This is a genomic window from Bacillus cereus group sp. BcHK124 (genome assembly GCF_027712065.1).
Classification (GTDB): domain Bacteria; phylum Bacillota; class Bacilli; order Bacillales; family Bacillaceae_G; genus Bacillus_A; species Bacillus_A pacificus.
Window position 1 is genome coordinate 71,210 of the sequence record NZ_JAQFPJ010000017.1, and the last position, 24,486, is coordinate 95,695.

The following is a 24,486-nucleotide window of genomic DNA, read 5'->3' on the forward strand; positions in this document are numbered from 1 at the left end:
GCATATTTTACATGATGCAGCCATTAACAAGATAATAGATTCATCATGGATGGAATAGGAATTTGGTAATTGTAATATATTGCTAATATCTTTTTTTATTAAGGAGCTTGATTTTTTCTGAATAAATTTTGGTTTGGGTAATAGAGCGAGCGCTTTTTTCAACTTACTAATTTGTATAAGTAGAACTAATAGAAAAAGTAACCATATGAAAAATAATAGAAGATATACAATCATATTAAACGCCTTTCTATCTTTAATTTAATAGGATTCAAAGCTAAGAATTTTATATTCTTAGCTTTGAATTTTACACTTTTAGCAACAACCAACAGCAACAAAACGTCCGTTACCATAATGACGAAGTAATGTGCGACGGCTTGTACCACAATAACTATCATAGTCACAACCTTCTTCATAGTATTGCGGACCAACAACCTCATTTTTTACCCCAAATAATTTTGCTAAAACATTACTCATACTAACAACTCCTTTTCAAATTATTGGTAATACATTACAAATTTTAGCAACAAAAGACAGAATATTCAATATAAATAAAATTTTATCAAGTTTTTTAGTTTATAGCACATTAATTATAAAAAGAACCCATTTCACAATTGTTTCTTTTCCTATTTGCCAGTTTTTCTAGTAGAGAAGACGTTAAATTACAGCACAGTTATTCAAAAAAACAGTTATAATTCATTTTGAATAGAAAGATTTATAAATTTTCTCAAGTTTTTTCAGTTTATAGCAGATTAATTATAAAAAAGAATCTGTTTCACAATGCTAAAAAATTCCATGATATATCTTTAGGCATCTCTTCACCTTTATTTTGAAAAACACCATCACAATCATTTAGCCACGCTTCCATCGATTCTAAGTAATCGGCTAATGTTGTATTCTCCCAATCTTCTTGATTTTCTTTGAAATCTTTTTGAAGGTGAAACAAGAATTCTACTAGTGTTTCTTTTGAATTTACATCATCAGCTAAATCGTAAATATCCATTTCGTTACTCCTTCTATCTTATACATTTAGCTTTCTTTCCAAAGTACTATCTCGACATTATACTCATTCTTTAGAAAAGTAAAACCACTTCTCATAGACTCATCTACTACAATAAGACTAGAAAAAAGTAAGCCCCTTTGCGGATCATCATTATCATATCCAATGAAATGTAATACTTCTTTTGTATATAACATAAAATCTTCTAACTCTATTTGCACACCAAAGTCCCAGTTTTCATGTGCATACCATACAATAATCTTCTTAGACAATAAACTAGTTAATTCACATTCAAATTCTTTTATTTCATTGATAATTTGTTCAGTATCTGATTCACTAATAACTTTGATAGGAGTAGGTGTCTCATGAATTAAGAACTCTACTACTGAAGCTATTGTGTCTCCACTAATAACTTCGAAATTTTTTATGGATGGACATAACATTAAAAATTTTTGTCTAGTAGCCTTTTCTTCTACCTTTTCTCTTAAGATTTTAATTCTCTCTAAACGCTCATTCAACTTTATCACCTCATATATTAAGTACATCAACAAAATACAGCGTATCGTCCGTCTGAAAATACATAACAGATCCGCGGCTATAATAAGTAACAAATTGAATCGGTTCTCCCAGTTCATTACAAAGATTTATATCATGCACATGATTATTATTTAAATCATAAACAACCAACTTTTTATCTTGCGTAATGAATACTACTTTACCTTGGGCAACCGCAAAACTTTCCGACCATATTTCCTTAATTACATGTATTTCATTCCATGACATATGAATTTCTTTATCTTTCATTTGAACTAAAGGAAATTCTGAATAATAATAGAGCCAAACGTCTCCATCTATAACGTTCATTGCATAACAATCATCTATAGGAGGCACATTAAACCTTTCTACATATTGATCATAATGATTAAAAATCAATTGCCCTTTAGAATCAAAAGCAACTATACCATTTACTCCAATTGGGCACTCTCCGAAAACCCCTTCATCACAATAACTAACCCATATATCTTCATTCACATCAACCTGACAATCTTGAATCCCTTCTCCGACATAAAACTTACAATATTCACTTCCGTCTGGATTATAAATAACTGCATTATCACCTTCATAATTAAATATAAGCAACCACCTCTCTCCGATTCGTTGCATACATTGGACAGATTCAACATCAATATCCACATTTAAATTGAAACTCTTTATATGTAAATTATTTTTATCCAAATAAATTATACAAGGCTGATCCGTATTCTTTTGTACAAGTAACATTACATTTTGTTTATAATCCAAACTCATTTTTTTAAACTGATAAACTTCAACAATGGACTTAAAACTTACTAACTCTTTACATACGATATCTTTCATATAGATGAAAATCCTCTCAGTGATTCTAAATATAGAAGTTGTAAAAAACGCCCAAAAAAATTCGAGTACATTTTCATTCTCAACATAGAAACTTTTGTAGCTTTTATTTTAATCCATAATCCATTCTTCCGCATAACAAACACTTGCTTTTCCGAACGTAAACATACTACATAATATTCATCTGTAAAATGACCTACTATATACTCACGTCAATATCAAACACTTGTAAAATATCTTGCTCTAACTTTATTACATTAAAATCAGAGTTAGCCCTTTCCCCTAATATTCTAATAGATTGAATAACATTTCTAATTATCAATATTTTTCTCGTAGCATAATCTGCAGATAAAAATGTTTCATAGTCAATACTTAATCTAAAATCTGCTTCTTTACTCTTCCTTTTAAAAAGTTTTCTTTCTTAAAAAAAGCCCGCATCTTCATATTTCGGAGTTATTTTAGCTACTATAGGGATTATAGCTATTTCTTCTACTTCGCTACTGTCATCATTGCTATTTAATCCCTCAGTTCACTACCGATTTCTGAAATTATATTTATAAATTCCTCAGCAATATCCCCTTCTAATTCACCACTAAAAAAACTTCATAATCACTCACCCTTTTTAATAGTCACTTTTATTTAGTGGTGAACGCTATTCATTATTTTCCTTTTTTATGTTGCCATTCATGCATTTTTTTGCCCCTTTTGCTTCGAATAGCATATAAGCGTTATGCTACTTATAAAATTTTTGTCTATACCTTTTAGTTCTTTCTGTTATCTCAACATACTTTAATACTGCATGTTTTTTTTATTTTTTAAAGAATATCCTATGGCGGGGGCTTTTGTACTATGCGAATTTTTGTGGACTTCATCTTTTATTAATTGCAAAAGAAATTTAATCCCACGATTCCCATCTGGATCCATAAACATCATTAGATTATGATTCGCATACATATATCCATTCTGTGTTACAGAATCACCCGCGTCACCTCAATCAGAATTCACCGATAGGAACACACCGTGATCTGAATTATAGTAACAAGCGATTAAGTAATACATACCCATTTCTTTATCATACATAGAGAATGCTAATACTTACGATTAATAAAAAAACAGAGTCTAATGTTTTTCTAGCAAGAGTAACTAAATATCAACAATTAAACCTACTATAATCATTAAAATGAATAACTAAATTTATCTATCCTAAATTCATATTAACAAGAAAGTTTTCAAATAACTCTAATTGAAATTTATCCCGCTTCTTTAAATACCCTTTCTTTTTTTCAATGATTTGCTCTAACATCTCTTCTTTATTTAATAACAAAGCTAATCCAATTGCATTTTGCGCTCGATATCCCTCAAATGTTGTACCTAATAATGAAGCTTCGTCATCATCTCTTACACATAAATCAAATACATTTTCTATATCTACATACTTATCAATATATGGAATGAAGTATTCCTTAACTGCTTTTAAAATATCCATAGTAACAGGTAAAATATCTTCTTCCTTTTCAACACGCCATCTTTTTTGCTCTCTATAAACTAAATTCCCTAATTCAACTCCAATTGTATAGGTCTCCTTTTTCTCTCTAATTGTTAAACCATCATCCCATTGATTTTTCATATTTTCTAATTCATCAAAACGAATTCCCACATCCACCATCACATCAAAATCTTCTAGATGATTGATAAAGGCTAAATGTATACTGATTTTTCCTTTATCAAATTTTTTCACAAAACTTTGCTGTGTAATCCTAGTCTTATAACCGTTTTCTTTTAATGCTTCACCTAGACCTTGCAGTAGCTTTAATTTTAATTCTTTTTTGTTCATATAATTCCTTCCGCTCTCTATTTTGATTTGTCCCACGAGTATTATAGGGATAGTATAATATTTGTCCTTGTAATTTCATACACCATCCACAGGATATAATGGATTAATGTTATATTCGTCATAAAAGGAAATTTTAATTATTCCTCACCAATCTGCTTGCTTTTCTATACAAAATTTATACTCATCATAATTATTTTCTTTCACAAATGAAATGGCATATTAATTTATTTCACATTAGCTTAATAACAGTAATTCACGTACCTATTTTTACAATAAAAAAAGACTATCTAAACTTTAATTTAGACTAGCCCTTCTTTATTATCACTCTACAACTTGCGTTTCCCATCCATCATAACTATCACATGTTCCACTATAAATACTCTCTAATTATCTATACCGTTTTCGCATACATAATATGAAAATAACAGCTAAGACCATACATAATAAGTGCAATCATTGTAATATACCACTTTCCCTCGTACTTCTTTACACACTGCATAAGCCCCCAAAGGCAAAGTAATATAACTAATTGAACTACTAAGATTTTTAATGTTCCCACTAGTGTAGCTATCATAGAATAGGTAATCCATATACTCAAAAGTGAACGTATAACTATAACCGCAGCAGCGATTTTTTGATAATAAAATAGTGTTATACTCCCCACATAGTAATCTTGTAAAAGAATAACAGACGCTATCAAAATATTCAAAATAATAATTGCAATAAATTCTAAAACTACTATCAATCCTTCCTTACTCTGTCTCTATATTTCTAAATTGTTACTAACAATTGTTAATAATGCACCATCATATTGAATAAAAGCACATGCCGATGATGGGACTAATGTGATTTTAGGAACAAAACAATTTCCCATTACATACTCTATAATCCTACTTTGAGTTATTTTTTCAAATTCAATATGAACCTTTTCTCCAAAACAAATTATAGCTAACGTGTTTTCTATACTTACACTATAAAATAGATTGATAATATAAAGTACTTCTTTCTTTCGTATAGATTCAAAAACAAAGAAAATATTATTCTTTCCCAAATCTAAAATCTTATAGAAAATATTTTTAGAATCGACTTCCTCTTTAAAATGTAATACTTCTGATTTACCTACATGTATAATAAATTGATGAATCCTCTGTTGAAAAATCAAATTCAAATTATCAATATTACAATCATCATTACTATTTAAATCCGTTTCATATATGTCAGTAAAATTATCCACCCGATATATATTACTATCTTCAATACACTGAACTCTTTTGAATTCAAAATTCATCTTATCATTCCCCTACATGTACAAATTCGCTATACAAATTTATTTCGCGATTTTCATAATAAAGATCAATAATTTCAGCCAGAGAAAATACATATTACTTTATAGTACGGATAAAAATTGCTATCCTCATTTATACTCGATTACAAAATTTCTATTAGCAAGTATCTTTTCTACAAATTCTTGTTTCTCTTCTAATTTATATTCCATGCAGAAATCTACTAAATGAGAAGTAGACCAAGTCACATTTCTAACTGGATTTCTCCTAGTGTTTTCGGTTATTTCTCCCATTATTTCCATTTCAAAAATAACCTTAAAAGTATAATCGTCAAATACCATTCCATTAAGCATCAAAGCTGTTAAAATGTTAGCATTATCAATACCCTCTTTCGTAGGCACTGTTTTCAAATGCAAATCAAATATAACACATAAAGGAAACACGTCTTCCATCAATTCAACAATTTGTCCGAAGAAATATGTTTCATTTGGTAAAGGGATAGAAAATACATCTCCAACTTTCCATTTTTGCTTTTTAGGTCGTTTCCAAGATCCAATAAACTGTTCATACTCTCTTTGATTCGCAAATGTAAATGCTTCGTCTATAAGTTCATTCACTAAAATCGCAACTTGTAACAACGTCTTTCCACTGGTTGAATATATTTCTACACAATCGCTCTCTGAATCAAAACGAACCTTACCTTTTATTCCAGCTCCTTTAACTTGATTTCGTATAAACACCATTGCATCATAATTCGTCTCTAAATCTAAAAGCTCGGCTAAATCTTCAAAAATAATATATTCCTTTGAACTAGAATCTGGTATAAACATACGAATTTTCCCGATCTGTAACGTATAATTTAATTCATTAAATAATACTGATTCCATTTATTCTCTCCCTGACTAATTAAACCTTGTATTGCTTCCACTTTTTCTCTATTATAAAATTCAAACCTTAAATTCTCATCATCTTTTACATAGTAAAATGCTGAAACATCTATAAATTCCAATTTAATCTCCTTTATAGCTCCATCATCAATTATCTGTAGTATGAATTTCATACTATCATTTAATATGTTTAATTGGGTATCTAAAATTGTAGCCCCCATAATTCATCTAATATTTCCTGAATATCAACATCCTTCAAAAACTTCCTCCTCTAACGTTTCTTCTTATGATTTTATAATCATAAGAAAATTAATGTATACCAAAAGAGAGAAGAGCCTATATTTGCTCTTCCTTCTCCAAATTATTTCTCTATTTATTTCTTATCCTCTTCTACATCATATAGTAACTTTTCATGTACTTCATTCATACACACATTTAACAAATGAATCTTTCTGACCACTAATTTTTCTGGTGATATATTAATAGCCTTTAAAAGCAAACTGAATATAAATATAAGTACCAACACCATAAATAACAAAAGCAACTATAGTGATTAGCCAATTTTCACGATTTTTTTGTACATACTTCGAGCATACCCAAATAAGAAGTAAAATAATTAATTGAATTGCAGTCACTTTTGAGATAGTAATTATAGTAGTTTCCGTAACAAATATTACCCATGCCCCAAACAACATACGGATACTAAAAATAATTGTCCCAATACGTGTTTCAGTATATTGTTTATTTATATTTATAAAAAATATATCTTGCAACATAACAGTTAATGTTAATACAGCTACTAAAGCCAAGATAAAAGCAAATTCTACAATTTCTATAAACACTTTTAGTCTCCCTTCATTAACGTCTTCTCACTACATTCGAAATCTTCCTAAGTTTCGCTGTCATTGAATTTTCAAATGCTTTTTCCCTTTGTTTCTTCGCCCTTTTCATTCCGCCAAGTCTAGCACCTGGGTTCCTTTTAATCTGTTTTATAGGATTCTTCTTAAAACGCTCGTAATTGGATTTTAATTGTCTAACTACTGGCTTATATCCTTTTTGAACCACTCTTTTTCCAACATTTAGTGGTTATTATTAATTCAGTACCTATTTTTACAATAAAAAAGACTATCTAAAATTTAATTTAGAATATTCCTTCTTTATTATTACAACTTGTGTTTCCCATCCATCATAACTATCACATGTTCCACTATAAATCCCCTCTAATTATCTATACCGTTTTCGCATACATAATATGAAAATAACAGCTAAGACCATACATAATAAGTGCAATCATTGTAATATACCACTTTCCCTCGTACTTCTTTACACACTGCATAAGCCCCCAAAGGCAAAGTAATATAACTGATTGAATCACTAAGATATTTAGCGTCCCTAACAAGGTAGCTGTCGTAGGGTAAATAATCCATATACTCAACAACGAACGTATTACTAGGATCATGGCAAAGATTCTCTTATAATGAAACAGTCTTATACCACCTATGCAGTACTCTTGTAAAAATACGATAGATGCTACTAGCATATTCAAACCCAAAATTAATAAATATTCTAAAATCTCTACCAATCCTAAATTCTCCTTCTTAAATTTATTTACGCTTTCCTATCGCATTAGAAATACGCATTAACTTTGCTTTTGTAGAATTCTTCTTCGCTTTAGCTAGCCTTTCTAATCGTGCACCTGGAAGCCTTTTAAAGTGTTTTTTCGGGTTTCCAATAAAACGAGACACGTTACGTACTGCTTGTTTAAACGGGATTCGCCCCCTTGCATAGGAGTTATAAACCCAAACATTCTCCCTGCAGCTTTCAAACCACTTTTCCAAGTATATCCAGAATTCCTGTTTTGGTATAAATATTTAGCTACTCCAAACCAGCACCAATTACTGCACTACCAACCCACCAAGCTACATGCCCATCAGGATCAACCTTCATTACCGGATTATTGTCTGCATACGTATACCCATTCAATGTTACATATCACAATGTAAACAAATGAAATAGTAAAGTAAATATCGTTTTAAAGTTTTGAAGATTTTGTGCACAAAATCCGACAATTTAACAACAATTTTATAAATATTATGACAGATATCTATTTTTATTATATAGTTTAAGATTAACAATAATAGATGCGATCATTGTTTGCTAACGACATGATATAAATATCATTCAACTAACCTTTTATTTTCACTTTCAATTTTGTTCTAATATTCAATGAAGCTAATATACTGAGCTTCATATTCCTGGTGTAAATGTGCCTCCCTTAACTGTAATACCTTTATTTATAGAAGGTAATAAGAATATATTCCTTAATAACTGTTTGAACACGCCCCCCGCGCCTTGTTATATTTCATATGTGAAAAAGTTATCACTACAAATAAAAGAGGAAGCCTCCTAAAACATATTTTAGGAGACTTCCTCTTATTAATAGATTGCTGATTTTAACTCTCTTAAATTACAAAATCCTCCGGAATAAACACTTTCACTTCTTTCGGCTGTACGTATACAACATCACCCGCTTGAATGCTTAGCTGTCTAAACTGTTCTTTACTAATTTCTGCTTCTAAATACTCATCTGTTCCATCTCGTTTTAATTCTACATATACGACAGGTCCAACTACGTGAGAGTATAATACTTTTGCTGGGATTGCATCTACGCTTTGTTTCGTAAGAAAGATAGATAGGTGATGCGGCCTTACGTAAGCTACTCCGTCTACGTTTGAAACGTGTTTATGCTCTGGTGCTTCTAGTTCTACCGATCCTACATTTAGCTTACCTTTATTGACGCGGCCGTGAAATAAATTTACATTTCCTAAAAAATCGTACACGAACGGACTTGCTGGGTTTTCATATACTTCCTCCGGTGTTCCCATTTGTTCAATGCGCCCTTCATTCATTACAACGATGCGGTCCGCAACGTCTAGTGCTTCTTCTTGATCATGCGTTACGAATACGCTCGTAATTTGAAATTCGTCGTGTAGTTTCCGGAGCCATCTTCGTAATTCTTTTCTCACTTTTGCATCAAGGGCACCGAACGGCTCATCTAGTAATAAAATTTTCGGTTCGACTGCAAGTGCTCGAGCTAGTGCGATACGCTGTCGTTGTCCGCCAGATAGTTGCGCTGGGTAACGCTTAGCAAAGCCATCCATTTTTACAAGCTTTAATAATTCTGTTATTTTTTCTTCTATCGCTTCTGCTGAAGGTCTTAAGCTTTTCTTTCTTACTTTTAAACCGAAAGCGACATTTTCAAATACATTCATATGTTTAAAAAGCGCATAGTGTTGGAAGACGAAACCGACTTGCCGATTTTTTACGTGAATGTCTGTTAGATCTTCCCCTTCAAATGAAATAGAGCCTTCATCCGCTTCTTCTAATCCTGCAATAATTCGTAATAACGTCGTTTTTCCAGAACCTGACGGGCCTAATAAGGCGACAAGTTCACCCTTTGGGATATCCAAATGAATGTCTGTCAACGCTTGAAATGTACCATATCGTTTTGATACACCTTGAATTTGAATACTCACCGTAATCCCCCCTTATTGTCGTTTTTCCATTCGCCATTCGATCCAGTTTTTTATAACAAGCGTAAATACCGCGATTAATGACATTAACGTCGCTACTGCAAACGCTGCTGAAAATTGATATTCATTGTACAAAATTTCAATATGAAGCGGCATCGTATTCGTAATGCCACGCACGTGACCTGATACAACAGAAACGGCTCCAAACTCACCGATAGCACGGGCATTACATAAAATCATGCCGTATAAAAGGCCCCATTTTATATTTGGAAGCGTAACGCGCCAAAACATTTTCCAGCCACTTGCGCCAAGTGATAAAGCTGCCTCCTCTTCACTTTTCCTTTGCGCCTGCATAATCGGAATTAATTCACGTGCAACGAACGGGAAAGTTACAAAGATTGTTGCGATAATAATGCCAGGTACAGAGAAGATAAGTTTCACTCCATGTTCGAGTAACCATTCACCAAGAGCCCCCCTCGGTGTGAAGAGTAAAACGAACACTAATCCTGCGATAACTGGTGACACGGCAAACGGCAGTTCAATAAGAGATAATAATACCTGTTTTCCCTTAAACTGAAACTTTGTAATAAGCCACGCGGCCGCTATCCCAAATATCGTATTAAGTGGCACAACGATTAACGCAACGAGAAGCGTTAACCTAATTGCTGAAAATGCTTCTTGATCAGTGATAGCAGCAAAGTATACATCAAATCCTTTTTCAAAAGCTTTCAAAAAAATTGTTACGAGCGGGAGCAATAGAAAGAGAGATAAAAATAAAACTGTAATCGCAATTAATATGCTTGGTACAAGTTTAGATTCTTTTTTAGCTGACACTTTTTTTATTATTTTCTTTTCTAATAATGTTGGCTCCATTTTCTCTCCTCCTATTCACTTTTTAATTCATGCCTTCTACTCCAGCTTTGAATCATGTTAATAAAAAGAAGGAACAGGAGAGAAATAATAAGCATCACGGTCGCCACAGCTGTTGCACCTGCGTAATCATATTGTTCGAGTTTCGTCATAATCATAAGCGGTGCGATTTCTGTTTTCATCGGCATATTCCCTGCGATGAAAACGACAGATCCGTATTCTCCTAATGCCCGTGCAAATGCGAGTGAAAAGCCAGCAAGTAAAGCTGGGAATATTTCTGGCAAAATGATTTTCACAAATATTTGGAAGCGTGACGCCCCTAAACTAGAAGCCGCCTCTTCTACTTCTTTATCAATATTTTGAAGTACCGGTTGCACCATTCGAACGACAAATGGTAAACCAATAAACGTAAGTGCAACAATAATTCCGAGCGGCGTAAAAGCTACTTTTATATGAAACATACTAAATATTTTCCCCACCCAGCCATTTTCGGCATATAGCGTTGTCAGTGTAATACCAGCTACAGCAGTCGGAAGAGCGAAAGGTAAATCTATTAATCCATCTAACAATCGTTTCCCTGGAAATGTATAACGAACGAGTACCCAAGCAATTAATAAGCCAAAAATGGCATTTACAATCGCTGCTGCAAGTGAAGTCGTTAAACTCACTTGATAAGAATGCAGCACACGCTCGCTCGTTACAACTTCAGCAAATTTCTTCCAACCTAACTGTGAAGTTTGAATAAATACGATAGAAAGTGGTATAAGTACGAATAAACTCATATATAGCATTGTAAATCCAAGAGATAATCCAAACCCCGGTAAAACACGTTTTTTCCTCATCTTCTTTCACCTCATCCCCCCTTATTTTTTATAAATTTGATCGAATACACCGCCATCATTAAAATGTTTTTCCTGCGCTTTTTTCCAACCGCCAAATAGTTCATCTACTGTAAATAATTGAACTTTTGGAAATTGAGATGCATATTTTTCTGCTACCTTTTCGTTACGAGGGCGATAGAAGTTTTTCGCTGCAATTTCTTGCCCCTTTTCTGAATACAAATATTCAAGATATCCTTCTGCCACTTTTCTCGTTCCTTTTTTATCAACGACTTTATCTACAACCGCTACTGGTGGTTCCGCAAGTACACTAATAGACGGTGTTACAATTTCAAATTTATCTTTTCCAAGTTCTTTTTGTGATAACAACGCCTCATTTTCCCACGCGATTAATACATCTCCAATTCCTTTTTCAACAAATGTTGTCGTTGCTCCGCGCGCTCCCGAATCAAGCACTTCTACGTTTTTATAAATTTGCCCAACAAACTCTTTCGCCTTATCTTCACTATTATTATATTTTTTCAGTGCGTATCCCCACGCCGCTAAATAGTTCCAACGTGCTCCGCCTGATGTTTTCGGATTAGGCGTAATGACAGACACACCTTTTTTCGTTAAATCATCCCAGTCTTTAATTCCTTTCGGATTTCCTTTTCGCACTAGAAATACAATTGTTGATGTGTACGGAGTTGAATTATCCGCAAATCGTTTCTGCCAGTCTTCTGCTAACAGTTTCTTCTTGCTAATCGCATCAATATCATAAGCAAGCGCTAACGTAACAACGTCTGCTTCTAAACCATCAATAACAGAACGTGCCTGACTTCCAGATCCTCCGTGTGATTGTTTTACATTGACCGTTTGCCCATTCTTCTCCTTCCAATACTTCGCAAATTCTTTATTAAAGTCTTGATATAATTCCCTCGTTGGATCATACGAAACATTTAAAAGCTCCACTGTTTTTTTATCTCCACTTCCTTCAGAATTGCTAGTGGATGTTGCCGAACCACACCCTGATAAAAGCACAACTGCCGATAATACAATACCTGTACTTTTCATAAACGTTGTCTTACCCCACTTTTTCATTGTTAAGCCCCCTTAGTTTATATAATAGAAAAAGGCACACAATATATTCACAAAAGTGAACATTGTGCGCCTTCAGTTTATCTGATTAGCTTCTAATGCATTTTATTCGATTTCTTTTCATTTTAATTCTGCAATTCATATGTGTCAACTTGGATTTTATTTTTTCTTCCTAAATAAAAATCAGTGAGGATTGTCCCTCACTGATTACAGTTCCACCTTATTTCTTCAACATTAGTCATATTACGGTTTAAATATATGGCACCATAGCTTAACCAATGCTAAAAAGTAGAAAGGCAACCATCTTCATAAAGATGGTTGCCCCTATTTTTAAACTTGCATCGCTTTTTCCCTCAAAGCTCTTCTCAGCAATTTACCTGTCGTATTCTTCGGCAATTCTGTTAAAAACTCGATACTCTTTGGTACTTTATATTTCGCTAAATGTAACGTACAGTAATGCATCAGTTCTTCTTCTGTTACGTTCGTTTGTTTCAGAACGACGTAAGCTCGCACTGCTTCTCCTAAGTTTTCATCTGGAACGCCGATTACGACCACTTCTGCTACAGACTCGTGTGTATACAATACTTCCTCTACTTCACGAGGGTATACGTTATAACCGCCAACTAGGACGATATCTTTTTTACGATCAACGATATAGAAGTAACCTTCTTCATCCATCTTCGCTAAGTCTCCTGTATACAACCAGCCGTCCTTTAATGTCGCAGCTGTATCTTCTGGCGCGTTATAATATCCCTTCATAACGTTAGGTCCGCGAACAATTAATTCACCAACTGCTCCAACAGGTACTTCTTCCCCAAGTTCATTTACAATTTTATTTTCTACATGCCAAATATTTGTACCGATCGATCCTGGTTTACGCGGACGATCAAGCGGATTAAAACAAGTAACTGGTGATGCTTCTGATAAACCGTATCCTTCTGAAACGATAACGTCAAAACGTTTTTCAAAGTTTTGCAGAAGAGCAACTGGCATTGAAGCACCACCTGAAATACAAAGGCGAAGTGTCTTCACATCTTCCGCGCTCGCTTCTTCGAATAAATATAAATAATTGTACATCGTCGGTACACCAGCAAAAATCGTCGGTTCGTACGTACGACAAATACGGAATACTTCTTTCGGGCTAAATTTCGGTAACATTAAAATCGTTGCTCCATTCACAATCGGTGCATTCACCGCCACCGTTAAACAAAATACGTGGAACATCGGCAGTGCCGCAACGACGCGATCATCAGCCGTATATTGTAAATACGATGCCACATCACTCGCATTACTATATAAATTTTTATGAGTTAACATAGCACCTTTCGGTTTTCCAGTTGTGCCCGAAGTGTATAGAATAACCGCTACATCTTCTTCATCTAGTTCAGGACCTTCGTAAGTTACATCTCCAGCCCCTATCATTCTAGTAAACGTTTTCATTTTTTCAGTTTCTGTATGGTTAAAATCTGATGAGGTTTCGCATATGATGATGTTTTCTAATGAAGGAAGTCTTGTTGTAAGAGATTGTATAACAGGTAGAAGGACGTCGAGTACGATGATTGTTTTTACATCTCCATTTTGTAAAATGTAATGCATTTCGTCTGCTGTATAAATTGGATTAACTGGAATAACAGTTGCTCCCGCTTTCATTGTTCCGTATAAACCGACCAAAAAATGTGGTGAATTTCCAACAACTAATGCAACATTGTCCCCTTTTCCAATGCCCATTTCTGCTAAATTGCTAGAAAACCTTGTGACCATTTTGTTTAATTGGTCATATGAGACCGACTGATCCATAAATATATAAGCCGGTTTATCCCCCTTCTTTTTCGCCGTTTCAGCCAAAGATTGAACGAGATTCACACAAACCCCACCTTTATAAAATTTAGAATATTTAAAAATTCTAAATTAATTATATTAAAAGAAAATTAAAGTGGCAAGTGTTATTCCATTAACTGCATATAGACAGATCACTTTCTCTTCATTTACTTTGGAAGGATAAGGGAATTTTGTTTGCAAGTAATTTATGAAACTAGACCAGAAATCATTTTAGGATAATATGCACTCATCTTTTCTCTCAGCATTGCAAGTTCTTGTTTATTTAAACTCGTATACTCCCCGTACAAGTTAAGAACGTCCGCTCCATCTTCATGAAAATAGACCGTAACATATAATGTTGGTAACCCTGCATTGTCTTCATCTATTGAAAAGACGACATCTGGTGTCTTATTCACAGTGCTGAATGTTTCATTTCTTTTCCACTTCTTATTTTGAAACATGTCTTGTATTTCCTGTATCTTTCGTCTGTTATCTGTATGCGTAAAATATATAACATTATCTTTCGCTGGCTTTCCAATCGATAAAAGTATGCGACTTGAGGACGTTTCATCGTTACAAGCTGTCATTCCAATGACAAAGCTAAGTAATAATACAACGTACATTACCCTCTTCATTTCAATCCGCCTCCTTTTAAATATATATTCCTTTATGAGGGGCAAATGTCTTGTGATTTGATGGTATATGAAATTATATCGGCGATTTTTCACATATATCAGCGCAACTCAATTTATATCAGCGATTTTCCAAATATATCGACCGCAACTCGAAATATATCAGCGATTTTTAAAATATATCGACTTACCGACAAAACGCGACAATCTACGCAAAAAAAAGAGGCTGCTCGTTACGGCAGCCCCCCTTATTTTTAGAAGAATAAATGTAAGAAATCTTCTGTTGTAATATTACCGAAGTAGCGTGCGATATCTACACCTTCTAAAGCTGCAGTAAATGCATCTTTATCGAATTGTACGCCTGTTAGACGTTCTTCAATATCATGCACATCTAGTGAACCGAAGAAGTCACCGTAAATTTTGCATTCTGTTACTGTTCCTTTTTTCACTTCAAGACGAACATCAACTTGTCCAACTGGGAAGCGGTGTGAATGTTGTAAGTTGAACTTCGGAGATTTTCCGTAGTTCCAATCCCAATTTTGGTAGCGCTCTTCAGAAAGTTTATGGATTTCTTTCCAATCTTCTTCTGTTAATTCATACGTTGGAATTTCTGTTTCCCCTTCGAAAATTGTTTCTAGAAGAAGTTGTCTAAACTCTTCTGTCGTCATTTCTTCGTTCAGGAACTCTGTAATATTCGCAACGCGGCTACGGATTGATTTAATGCCTTTTGATTGGATCTTATCCATTTTTACTTTCAGTGCTGATACGACGTGATCGATTTCAGAGTCAAATAGTAACGTACCATGACTGAACATACGACCTTTCGTTGAGAACTGCGCGTTACCTGAAATTTTTCTACCTTCAGCTAAAATGTCGTTACGACCACTTAGTTCTGCATTTACACCTAATTTACCAAGCGCTTTCGTTACAGGCTCTGTGAATTTTTTGAAGTTACTGAAACTGTCCCCATCATCTTTCGTAATAAAGCTGAAGTTTAAGTTTCCTAAATCATGATATACTGCGCCTCCGCCTGATAGACGACGAACGACATGAATCCCTTTTTCTTTTACGTAATCAGCATTAATTTCTTCTACTGTGTTTTGGTTTTTACCAATGATAATAGAAGGTTCGTTAATGTAGAACAGTAAATACGTTTCGTTAATATCTAAATTCTTCACACAATATTCTTCAATTGCTAAGTTTATTCTAGGATCTGTAATTCCTTTATTATCAATAAATAACATCGTATCACCTCATGAGTTCCATACGTAGCCACTATGCGCTAACGTAATATGGCCACTGAAAATTTGTTTTGCTTCTGTTACTAAATCAGCTGGATTGCCTGTATGCGGTAAGTGCGTTAATAAAAGTTCTTTTACATTCGCATCTTTCGCAATACTTGCTACTTCTGTACTATTCATATGCCCTGCTTTTGCAGCCTCTTGATGTGCATACATATTACACTCACAAATGAAAAGATCAGCATCTTTCGTGAATGGAATAAATTCAGGAATATAACTGGAATCTGCGCTATATACTACAGCGTCATTACCTGCTGTAATACGCATCGCAAAGCATGTAACAGGATGAACAGTTTTTAAGAATGAGATCGAGAACGGTCCAACTTGAAGTGTTTCTTCTGGATTGTACGCGATTCCTTTCGTATGCGGTTCATGCGTTAAAGAATGGAATCCACTCTCATCAAACGTATGACCGTATATTGGTAACTCCGGTAGTTGTCCTTTTGTCGCACTCGTAATTAATCTCGCATATTGCAATACCCCAATATCTGCAACATGATCGTGATGGTAGTGCGAAAGTACAACTGCATCTATATCAGATGGCGTTATATATTTTTGAAGCTGTGCTAGTACACCACTACCACAGTCTACAAGTAAACGAAAACCATCGTGTTCAAACAAATACCCCGACGTTGCTTCTCCCGCTTCTGGAAAGCCGCCCCAAAAGCCGACAACAGTCATTTTCATATGTATCCATCCTTTCTAAAACCGAGTAGAAATGCATGTTTTACTTACATCCTACATTGTTAACTATAATCCATTTCCTAAACTTTTTCATTAATTTTCAATTTTGTTATAAAACAGTTATTGACTTTTGTTTTTTGTACTAATACAATGATAGTAAGAAATGGAAATGGAGGAATTGACATGATCGATCAACCAATGGAGTTTTTCAGAAATTTACCGACGAAAACTTGTGCGCACTGCGGGAAAGAAATTGATGAGCAGCACGAAGCATACCATAACAAATGTGATGACTGCGTTCACGAAGAATAGTAGTTTGTGAGCATAAAAAAACCTAGCAGACATAGTCTACTAGGCTAATAACATCGTATCCTTCATCGTTGAACCTTTCACCAAGAGCTCCAGTTCAAACTCATACAATTCTTTTTTTCGATAATTTTTCGTATGGATTTTATCCATCATCAGGTCGACAACTTTTCGGGCCATCTCATCGATTGGCTGTTCAATTGTCGTAATACCTGGCTCTGTAATCTGTGATAAAATTTGATTATCAAAACCGATAACAGCGAGATCATCTGGAATACTCCAGTCATGGCGCTTCGCCTCTGAGATAATTCCAGCTGCTACCTCATCGCCTCCTGCCAAAATCGCGGTAGGATTTTTTTTGTCCTTTAATACTTCATGGAATATTCGTTTTCCATCTTCCCAAGAGAAAGCGTTTTCAAGAAAATCAATCGCTTCTACTTGGCGGCTCTTCTCCGTTATGGCACGTAAAAAGCCCATTTTTCGCTGTTGACTAACGACTTTGGTTTCGTTTCCACGGCAAAAAATAAGATTACGATATCCTTGTTCTAACACATGCTTAGCAGCTATGTATGCTCCTTGCGCATGATCAAACTTCACTGTTGGAATATTTGCTTCCTCAATATATTCATTACATAACACGATTGGACCGTGTTGTAAGTATGGCTCTACATCTTCCCACGGATTTTCTAGTGAACATAGAATAATCCCATCTACTTGCTTCGTAGATAATAATTGTAAATACTCCATCTCTTTTTCCGGTAAATATCTTGTTTGACAAATAATCAGTTTATATTTATGCTCAGAAGCAGCAATCTCGATTGCTTCAATAAATCTACTGAAGAAAGGATTTGTAATCCTTGGAACTAGCACCGCAATTGTTTCTGTTTTTTGTTTACGAAGCCTTCTCGCCGCAGAATTAGGAACGAAGCCTAAATGCTTCATTGCTAATTGAACCCTTTTTTTCTTCTCATCTGAAACATATGGATGATTATTAATCACCCTAGAAACCGTTGTCCTTGATAACCCCGCTAATTTCGCCACGTCCTCTATAGTCGACACGAAATTCTCCCCCTTTGCATGAAAACGTTTTCTTAAATTGATTATATAGTATATTATTGGAAACTGCAATACGGCTTCTTATGATTTTACTATATTAATATTATACATAGGGAAAAGTATGTTAATGGGAGGGGAATTTATATTCGTTTTAGAAGTTTACAGGAGGCATATTTATTAAAGATAGAGGGTGATATTTCATGAATCGGACAGATCGTTTATTAGTCATATTAATTGAATTACAAAGAAGACAAACTGTTACCGCACAAAGCTTAGCTGAAAAATTTGAGACAAGTATAAGAACGATTTATCGAGATATGGATGCACTTAGTGAATGTGGCGTCCCAATTTTCGCCATGCCCGGCCACGGCTATTCATTAATAGATGGTTATTTCTTGCCCCCCATTCAGCTTACGCCTGAAGAGGCTGTTACCCTTTTACTAGGCGGTGATTATATCGAGAAAACTTTCACTTCTTCTTTTTCTGTACATGCACGATCAGCAAAAGAGAAACTTGAAATTGTTCTCCCTGCTGATCAACAAAAGAAAGCCCAGGAATTACGAGAAACTTTTCGTTTCCTTTCTCCTATATTTTCACATCAGCAATCTGAACAAGAAAAACTAGAAAATCAACTTCTTCTATTGCAAGAATCTATTCAAAAAGAACAAGCTATCTCTTTTTCTTATCGGAAACCGAGAGAAACTACAAAAATAAAGCGGACCGTTCATCCTTACGGCTTAGTCAATATTTCAGGGATTTGGTACATCGTTGCCTACTGTTTACTTAGAAAACAAATACGTAATTTCCGCTTAGATCGAATGGAGAAATTACAGCAAGAACAAGAATTCTTTACAAAACCCGAAGACTTTTCTTTGCAAGAATATCAGCCTGAAAGCAACCGTACTGTGATGATTCATTTATTATTCCCCTCCCATATTGCACATAAAATTATTGAATCACGATATTTTTTTATAGATTCATATGAACATAGAGATAACTATTTTCACGTCTTTTTGAAATCTAGAAACATAGATGAAGTGTTTCAATGGGTATTGAGCTGGGGAAGCCAAGTGCACGTACTTGAACCAAAAATTCTTTCTGAAAAAATTCGTGATGAAGCAAAAAAAATGTTAAAACTTTAATTTCACTACTGACATAATGTTGTCAGTAGCCATCCTTTATATTAGGTATTAACAAATACATTTTCATAAAAGGGAGTTAACAATATGAAGAAATTTGAGGAATTAGCAACGTATTACATAGACGAATTAGAAAGGTACTCTATAGAACAATTTAGGATCAAACCTTCTGCTGAGGAATGGTCTCTCGGTCAAATGTATAATCACTTAATTTCAGCTACACGCATGCAGTTAGATGCAATCGCGAAATGCAGAACTGAATTACCTTCTGTAACTAACAAGAAAACAGATATGGGAGAAAAGGTATATATGATGGGGGCTTTCCCAGACATAAAAATCAAATTACCAGATCATCCTGGATATACGCCTGAAAACCCAGCTAATAAAGAAGACGTACAGAAACAGCTTCTAGAATTAATTACAATTGTTAAAGACATTGAGCCAACACTTTCTTCTATTCCAAGTGATTGTAAAGTCGAACATCCTGGGCTTGGTTACTTACATGCAGCAGAATGGTTCCAGCTTATTTTTATGCATTTTGCACATCATCTGCGCCAAAAAGAGCGATTAGAGAACGCAATTTCATAATTTCTCATAAAGGGAAAATGGAATCCTCCCACCAATATAGTGGGAGGAAGAATAAAATGTTTTAAAGATGGCTCAGATATTTACCTGGCTATCTTTTTAATCATGACTATTAAAATGGAACTATACAAAGTAAGCTACTAATTTGTAAGAACCCTCGTTGAAAAACTGAATTGAGACAATTATATACATTACTGAAAGTGAAAGTTCAAATAAAGTACTATTTTTATTTCTCAACAAAAAAACGTAGGGAATATAACAAATTACGAATATCACGTATTATAACAAATGGTATGACTAAAGAATAATTTTTATAAAGCCCGCCATAATCATTCCCTCCTTTAATTCCTTAGACAAATATTCACACAAACTGTATTATATCTACACTTAAAAACATAATAACCTTATTTTTCAAACCTATTACAAGCCAAACTTTCTCAACAATTAATTACTAAAATACGATTTACAGCTATAAAACTATCACTTATCATTAAGGATAATTTTACCATTTAAATAAAATACAGGTAAAATTCCCGAAAAAATAAATTGCACAAAGGGGATGGATTATGAAAAAGCTACATGCATTAACATTAACAATAGGGTTACTAACTTCTACTGTGATTGTACCTACTGCTTCTCTGGCAAAAAGTGATGATTTACCTTACTTAAATGAAATCAAAAAAATGCAGCCCGATGTAAGTACACAAGAGCTAATATCTAGTATTAATGAATTAGCAAACAACACTGGGAATACAAAAGAAGCTGTTTCTGAACAGATTTATAAAGAGCTAAAAGCAGATGAAGAACAAGGCAAAAAAGAAGCAAGTAAAAAAATGAATACTTTAGGAGCTAGTGGTGGTACAGTTTCAGTAGGGAATAGCAATATGGGGGATTTCTTCTATACGGGTTCATACACTGCATACTTAAATCATGGACATGTTGGTATGTATTATAGTTCAAATACAATTGTTGAATCTGTACCAGGTGATGGCGTTCGTACAATTAGTACTACATCCCGTAAAGTAGATAAAGGAGATGCGGTAGTAAAATCCGTAAATACATCTTGGCAAAACAAAAATGATGCGGCATGGTGGGCAAAAGATCGTGTAGGTAAAGATTCATATTCTTATAATTTTGCTACAAATAGAAGTACAACCCATTATGGAGCTAAAAACTGTTCTAAATTAATTTGGTCGGCTTATAAACTTCATGGCGGACTAGATTTAGATAAAGATGGCGGTGCTGGTGTATATCCACGAGATGTTCGTGACGCAAAACAAACCTCAACAATTCGTAATATTTAATACTGAAGAAGAAGTGCAACAACTATAGTTGTTGCACTTCTTCTTATAAAAGGAGCTCATAACAGTGAAAAAAATAATTATTCTTATTTTAAGTGTAATTTTAATTGCAGCACTCATCTATTTTTTCTTCTTTAGAAACAGTACTGTAAATTCGATATCTGAAGAAGATATTGAAAAAAAGGATTTTTTAAAAGATAAACAAGCTGTCATATATCTCTCTTCTACCGCCGACCAAGATATGGATGGCAACGGGATTAGTTATGCGATATTCATCGATAAAAACGAAAAAGCACATGGATATAAAATGAATGGTTTAGAACTCGGCGGAATAGGTGTGTCTGATAACAAAAAAGAAATCGTACTAGAAAGTAAAGATAATATTAAATTTATTGGAGAAGATTTTAAAAATTATAAAATGAAATACCAACATACAGGAGATCAAAGGATATATTTAAAAAAACAAGACTTATTTGTTAACATTTACAATTCAGGCAGTAACTCCACTACTGGCAATTATGATTCAAATGTAATGTATGGTAATCAAAAGCAAATTCATAAAGGAAATATCCCTCATTATCTTATTAGTTCTGGCGTTAATACAGATGAAGTTTTAGTTTTAACTCAAGATATAGATAAAAATGAGCATAGTTTAAAAAAATTATTATTTAATGATTCAACTATGCATCTTGAAGATGTTACAACAATTAATCTTGATAAAAACATGTCGTATTCTAGTTACTCATCTATTTTAAGTGACTCAAATTTTTATTATACGATTTTAATTGAGAATGATAATTCAATTAAAGGAAAAGTATATTTATTACGCATTGATAAAAAATCATTAAAACAAGATTTAATTTTACTTTCTTCCGAGGAGAATTCCACAGCTTCCATACCATTTACAAAAAATAATTCCGCTTATCTACATAACAATGAATTATTTTTTATAAATGGACTAGGTGATGTCATAACTTTTAATACAGAAACAAATGCAGTCAATCTTAAATTCAAAATTGATTACCATGTAACCGATGGCGTTAGATATAATGAACAAACATATTTTGAAGACGATCAATTATATGTATTACGTTATAATGAAAAACAAGAACATAAATATTCTATAGAAACATACTCTCTAACAACCGGTAAAAAAATTAAAACTACTACAATCAAAGACATGGATCAAATTGTTACATCAGTTAAAGGTGGTAAATCCATTTACGCCTACGATTTTAAAATATTGCAACCAAATAAATAATAAGAAGCTCTGTTTTCAATAACAGAGCTTTTCATTTTAACTCCTCCCACTTCGTCCAAACTTCTCTTTCATTTATACGATACATATTATCCTCGCGATCCATAAACCCCTGCACAATAAACTCGCGTCTAATCGTACAAAAATCGTCATGATATTGTTTGATGAATGCATTGATTTCTTTTTCCGTATACTGATTTTCAACGTTTAATTTGCTAATTAAATACTCTAACAATACTAGTTTTTTCTTCTTTTGACCTGGAATCGATTTTAGACGGTCCTCTTTATCGAAAAAGTTACGAATAGTTGTATCCCTGAATTTCATTTCACTTTCAGTCATTTTGTTGTCCTCCATCGATTTTTTCTTTATCATTTTTATTGATTTTTTTACTTAAAAAGTCAATAAAGTAATAACCACCCATTAACACATAGTAGAACGTAAGTATTCCAAATGCATCTCTCATACTTGTATATACTTCTTTATCAAACAATATAGGTGAAAGGGCATAAACAAGAAAAATAATTAGCGGATTTATAATTAAATAAGAAATATGTTTTCTTTTCATCATATCCCCCCTCTACTCTATGTTTCTCTATAAATTGTTGTAATTCCTATCCTTTTATTTAGCCTACACATGAAATATGGTGAAATTAAGAAAAAAAAGGGATATAAAACAACCATTACATTATGAAGAAAATATTTTATCCACTTTAAATACAGTTGTACACCTTTCTTACAACTGTATTTCTTTTTCATTTTTACTCCTCTCATCTACACTTCTCTTAATTTATTTATTACTTTTACGTCTGCAACTTTTTATTCAAATTAATAAATTCAATATGGTAAATTATGTTATAATTTAATTATACATACTTTGGAGGGGAAATAGTGAAAAAAGCTATTATCGTATTAAGCATCCTATATCTTATTTTAACCGTACATACAGGAGCTGTTCTTTTAGGAAAAGAGGATTATAAAGGGACTATCAATACATTAAAGAAAACAAAGGAAACCGCTTCCTTCCAATCTGCAAAAGACGGTGTGATTTTATTAAAAGGAACATTAACTACCGCGCAACCTATTACAGAGGAAAAACTTCAAAATAAAGAATTCGCACTCCTTGAAATTAATACATATAAACGACGAAAAGCAAATTGGATAAACATTAATACTGAGCAGCATATTGCAAAGCAACTCTTACTAAACAATGAGACTCTTCCTGCCTTAAAAGAAATCCGTTTCTCAATGGAACCAATTACACTGTCAGGCAAAGATATTTCTGCCGAAGACTATTCACTAAAAAAGAATGATACCCAATTAACAATTAAAGGTAAAGGATACCGATACACCGGAATAGAAAACAAATCAGACGTTCTTATTTTTGGCATAAAAAAAGGAGATACACTTGAAGGTTATAGTGGCTCTGAAATTCTAATAGGAAAAACAAAAGAGGACATTGCCAGCAACATGAAACTATATACTTTTGCTGAAAAATATGGTCCATTTGTTTGGATTGTAGCTACAATTATTCTTATAAGTATTGCTATATGCTTCTTCCGTAAAAATAGAAAAACAAATGAAATTTCTCAGCCAATAAAACAAAACTAATAAAAAAAGCACCATTTCGGTGCCTTTGAACTGTACCCCGAATCATGGACACTTAAAAAAAGCCCCATGATTCGGGGTTTTTGTGTATTTTTATCAAAAAACC

The 24,486-nt window shown here is 33.5% G+C and carries 30 protein-coding genes and 2 pseudogenes; 6 read left to right on the forward strand and 26 right to left on the reverse strand.

Annotation, left to right across the window (positions count from 1 at the left end; genetic code table 11):
* Positions 1-312 precede the first annotated feature (312 nt).
* The 23 genes and pseudogenes from PDK19_RS20760 to PDK19_RS20870 form a co-directional block, all read right to left on the reverse strand.
* Positions 313-474 carry a hypothetical protein gene (locus tag PDK19_RS20760; RefSeq protein ID WP_000073170.1) on the reverse strand — a complete coding sequence of 54 codons (162 nt, stop codon included), beginning with the start codon at positions 472-474 and terminating at the stop codon, positions 313-315.
* Positions 475-772: 298 nt separating this feature from the next.
* The gene (locus tag PDK19_RS20765) at positions 773-1,000 is read right to left on the reverse strand and encodes a DUF7660 family protein (RefSeq protein WP_270707950.1); all 228 of its coding nucleotides are present in this window, start codon (positions 998-1,000) and stop codon (positions 773-775) included.
* A gap of 26 nt (positions 1,001-1,026) precedes the next feature.
* A complete protein-coding gene (locus PDK19_RS20770; RefSeq protein WP_270707951.1) occupies positions 1,027-1,515 on the reverse strand; it encodes a hypothetical protein in 489 nt (162 codons plus the stop codon).
* A 10-nt stretch (positions 1,516-1,525) separates the two neighbouring features.
* Positions 1,526-2,374 carry a hypothetical protein gene (locus PDK19_RS20775; protein ID WP_270707952.1) on the reverse strand — a complete coding sequence of 283 codons (849 nt, stop codon included), beginning with the start codon at positions 2,372-2,374 and terminating at the stop codon, positions 1,526-1,528.
* A gap of 196 nt (positions 2,375-2,570) precedes the next feature.
* Positions 2,571-2,944: pseudogene (locus tag PDK19_RS20780) on the reverse strand (Imm44 family immunity protein).
* Positions 2,945-3,569: 625 nt separating this feature from the next.
* Positions 3,570-4,205, reverse strand: coding sequence for a DUF4304 domain-containing protein (locus PDK19_RS20790; protein ID WP_270707953.1), 636 nt, complete (start codon positions 4,203-4,205; stop codon positions 3,570-3,572).
* 391 nt (positions 4,206-4,596) lie between these two features.
* Complete coding sequence (locus PDK19_RS20795) at positions 4,597-4,950, reverse strand: hypothetical protein (protein WP_270707954.1); 354 nt, start codon at positions 4,948-4,950, stop codon at positions 4,597-4,599.
* An 18-nt stretch (positions 4,951-4,968) separates the two neighbouring features.
* On the reverse strand, positions 4,969-5,493 hold the full coding sequence (locus PDK19_RS20800) for a hypothetical protein (RefSeq protein ID WP_270707956.1): 525 nt from the start codon (positions 5,491-5,493) through the stop codon (positions 4,969-4,971).
* 126 nt (positions 5,494-5,619) lie between these two features.
* Positions 5,620-6,375 (reverse strand): Imm26 family immunity protein, encoded by a 756-nt coding sequence (locus tag PDK19_RS20805; protein ID WP_270707957.1) that lies wholly within the window; start codon positions 6,373-6,375, stop codon positions 5,620-5,622.
* On the reverse strand, positions 6,348-6,596 hold the full coding sequence (locus PDK19_RS20810) for a YxiG family protein (RefSeq protein ID WP_270707959.1): 249 nt from the start codon (positions 6,594-6,596) through the stop codon (positions 6,348-6,350). The genes PDK19_RS20805 and PDK19_RS20810 overlap by 28 nt, the downstream gene beginning before the upstream one ends.
* A gap of 258 nt (positions 6,597-6,854) precedes the next feature.
* Positions 6,855-7,217: a hypothetical protein gene (locus PDK19_RS20815; protein ID WP_270707961.1), complete on the reverse strand. Its 363-nt coding sequence runs from the start codon at positions 7,215-7,217 to the stop codon at positions 6,855-6,857.
* Positions 7,218-7,233: 16 nt separating this feature from the next.
* Positions 7,234-7,440 carry a hypothetical protein gene (locus PDK19_RS20820; RefSeq protein WP_270707962.1) on the reverse strand — a complete coding sequence of 69 codons (207 nt, stop codon included), beginning with the start codon at positions 7,438-7,440 and terminating at the stop codon, positions 7,234-7,236.
* 163 nt (positions 7,441-7,603) lie between these two features.
* Complete coding sequence (locus tag PDK19_RS20825; protein WP_431077699.1) at positions 7,604-7,915, reverse strand: hypothetical protein; 312 nt, start codon at positions 7,913-7,915, stop codon at positions 7,604-7,606.
* 64 nt (positions 7,916-7,979) lie between these two features.
* The gene (locus PDK19_RS20830; RefSeq protein WP_270707964.1) at positions 7,980-8,213 is read right to left on the reverse strand and encodes a hypothetical protein; all 234 of its coding nucleotides are present in this window, start codon (positions 8,211-8,213) and stop codon (positions 7,980-7,982) included.
* Between the two features lie 52 nt (positions 8,214-8,265).
* Positions 8,266-8,364 (reverse strand): annotated as a pseudogene (locus tag PDK19_RS27500) (RHS repeat domain-containing protein); the annotation flags it as partial.
* Positions 8,365-8,837: 473 nt separating this feature from the next.
* Positions 8,838-9,911: a sulfate/molybdate ABC transporter ATP-binding protein gene (locus tag PDK19_RS20835; protein WP_270707966.1), complete on the reverse strand. Its 1,074-nt coding sequence runs from the start codon at positions 9,909-9,911 to the stop codon at positions 8,838-8,840.
* Between the two features lie 12 nt (positions 9,912-9,923).
* Positions 9,924-10,781 carry a sulfate ABC transporter permease subunit CysW gene (cysW, locus tag PDK19_RS20840; protein ID WP_270707967.1) on the reverse strand — a complete coding sequence of 286 codons (858 nt, stop codon included), beginning with the start codon at positions 10,779-10,781 and terminating at the stop codon, positions 9,924-9,926.
* A gap of 11 nt (positions 10,782-10,792) precedes the next feature.
* The gene (cysT, locus tag PDK19_RS20845; RefSeq protein ID WP_074567801.1) at positions 10,793-11,620 is read right to left on the reverse strand and encodes a sulfate ABC transporter permease subunit CysT; all 828 of its coding nucleotides are present in this window, start codon (positions 11,618-11,620) and stop codon (positions 10,793-10,795) included.
* Between the two features lie 21 nt (positions 11,621-11,641).
* Positions 11,642-12,697, reverse strand: coding sequence for a sulfate ABC transporter substrate-binding protein (locus PDK19_RS20850; protein WP_270707969.1), 1,056 nt, complete (start codon positions 12,695-12,697; stop codon positions 11,642-11,644).
* 327 nt (positions 12,698-13,024) lie between these two features.
* On the reverse strand, positions 13,025-14,557 hold the full coding sequence (locus tag PDK19_RS20855) for a fatty acid--CoA ligase family protein (protein ID WP_074567803.1): 1,533 nt from the start codon (positions 14,555-14,557) through the stop codon (positions 13,025-13,027).
* A gap of 161 nt (positions 14,558-14,718) precedes the next feature.
* Complete coding sequence (locus PDK19_RS20860) at positions 14,719-15,147, reverse strand: hypothetical protein (RefSeq protein ID WP_014893233.1); 429 nt, start codon at positions 15,145-15,147, stop codon at positions 14,719-14,721.
* Positions 15,148-15,398: 251 nt separating this feature from the next.
* Positions 15,399-16,388 carry a lipoate--protein ligase gene (locus tag PDK19_RS20865; RefSeq protein ID WP_000897255.1) on the reverse strand — a complete coding sequence of 330 codons (990 nt, stop codon included), beginning with the start codon at positions 16,386-16,388 and terminating at the stop codon, positions 15,399-15,401.
* Between the two features lie 9 nt (positions 16,389-16,397).
* On the reverse strand, positions 16,398-17,132 hold the full coding sequence (locus tag PDK19_RS20870; protein ID WP_000784661.1) for an MBL fold metallo-hydrolase: 735 nt from the start codon (positions 17,130-17,132) through the stop codon (positions 16,398-16,400).
* A gap of 180 nt (positions 17,133-17,312) precedes the next feature.
* On the opposite strand from PDK19_RS20870, the gene yhfH reads away from it, so the two are divergent.
* Positions 17,313-17,441, forward strand: coding sequence for a protein YhfH (gene yhfH / locus PDK19_RS20875; RefSeq protein WP_000567010.1), 129 nt, complete (start codon positions 17,313-17,315; stop codon positions 17,439-17,441).
* A 39-nt stretch (positions 17,442-17,480) separates the two neighbouring features.
* On the opposite strand, the gene PDK19_RS20880 is transcribed toward yhfH, so the two are convergent.
* A complete protein-coding gene (locus tag PDK19_RS20880; protein ID WP_000103718.1) occupies positions 17,481-18,494 on the reverse strand; it encodes a LacI family DNA-binding transcriptional regulator in 1,014 nt (337 codons plus the stop codon).
* Positions 18,495-18,691: 197 nt separating this feature from the next.
* Between PDK19_RS20880 and PDK19_RS20885 the strand changes: the two genes are divergently transcribed.
* The 4 genes from PDK19_RS20885 to PDK19_RS20900 all read left to right on the forward strand — a co-directional run bounded on the left by PDK19_RS20885 (position 18,692) and on the right by PDK19_RS20900 (position 22,777).
* Entirely contained in the window at positions 18,692-19,633 is a 942-nt protein-coding gene (locus PDK19_RS20885; protein ID WP_001082276.1) for a helix-turn-helix transcriptional regulator, read from the forward strand.
* Positions 19,634-19,717: 84 nt separating this feature from the next.
* The gene (locus tag PDK19_RS20890) at positions 19,718-20,218 is read left to right on the forward strand and encodes a DinB family protein (RefSeq protein ID WP_000713013.1); all 501 of its coding nucleotides are present in this window, start codon (positions 19,718-19,720) and stop codon (positions 20,216-20,218) included.
* 563 nt (positions 20,219-20,781) lie between these two features.
* Positions 20,782-21,519, forward strand: coding sequence for a hypothetical protein (locus PDK19_RS20895; protein ID WP_000733100.1), 738 nt, complete (start codon positions 20,782-20,784; stop codon positions 21,517-21,519).
* 64 nt (positions 21,520-21,583) lie between these two features.
* Positions 21,584-22,777 (forward strand): hypothetical protein, encoded by a 1,194-nt coding sequence (locus PDK19_RS20900; RefSeq protein WP_000720213.1) that lies wholly within the window; start codon positions 21,584-21,586, stop codon positions 22,775-22,777.
* A 31-nt stretch (positions 22,778-22,808) separates the two neighbouring features.
* On the opposite strand, the gene PDK19_RS20905 is transcribed toward PDK19_RS20900, so the two are convergent.
* Both PDK19_RS20905 and PDK19_RS20910 read right to left on the reverse strand, forming a co-directional pair.
* Positions 22,809-23,114 carry a DUF2087 domain-containing protein gene (locus PDK19_RS20905; protein ID WP_014893234.1) on the reverse strand — a complete coding sequence of 102 codons (306 nt, stop codon included), beginning with the start codon at positions 23,112-23,114 and terminating at the stop codon, positions 22,809-22,811.
* Positions 23,107-23,343 (reverse strand): hypothetical protein, encoded by a 237-nt coding sequence (locus PDK19_RS20910; RefSeq protein ID WP_029141072.1) that lies wholly within the window; start codon positions 23,341-23,343, stop codon positions 23,107-23,109. The genes PDK19_RS20905 and PDK19_RS20910 overlap by 8 nt, the downstream gene beginning before the upstream one ends.
* Positions 23,344-23,663: 320 nt before the next feature.
* On the opposite strand from PDK19_RS20910, the gene PDK19_RS20915 reads away from it, so the two are divergent.
* On the forward strand, positions 23,664-24,383 hold the full coding sequence (locus PDK19_RS20915; RefSeq protein ID WP_000709153.1) for a hypothetical protein: 720 nt from the start codon (positions 23,664-23,666) through the stop codon (positions 24,381-24,383).
* The last annotated feature ends 103 nt before the right edge of the window (positions 24,384-24,486 follow it).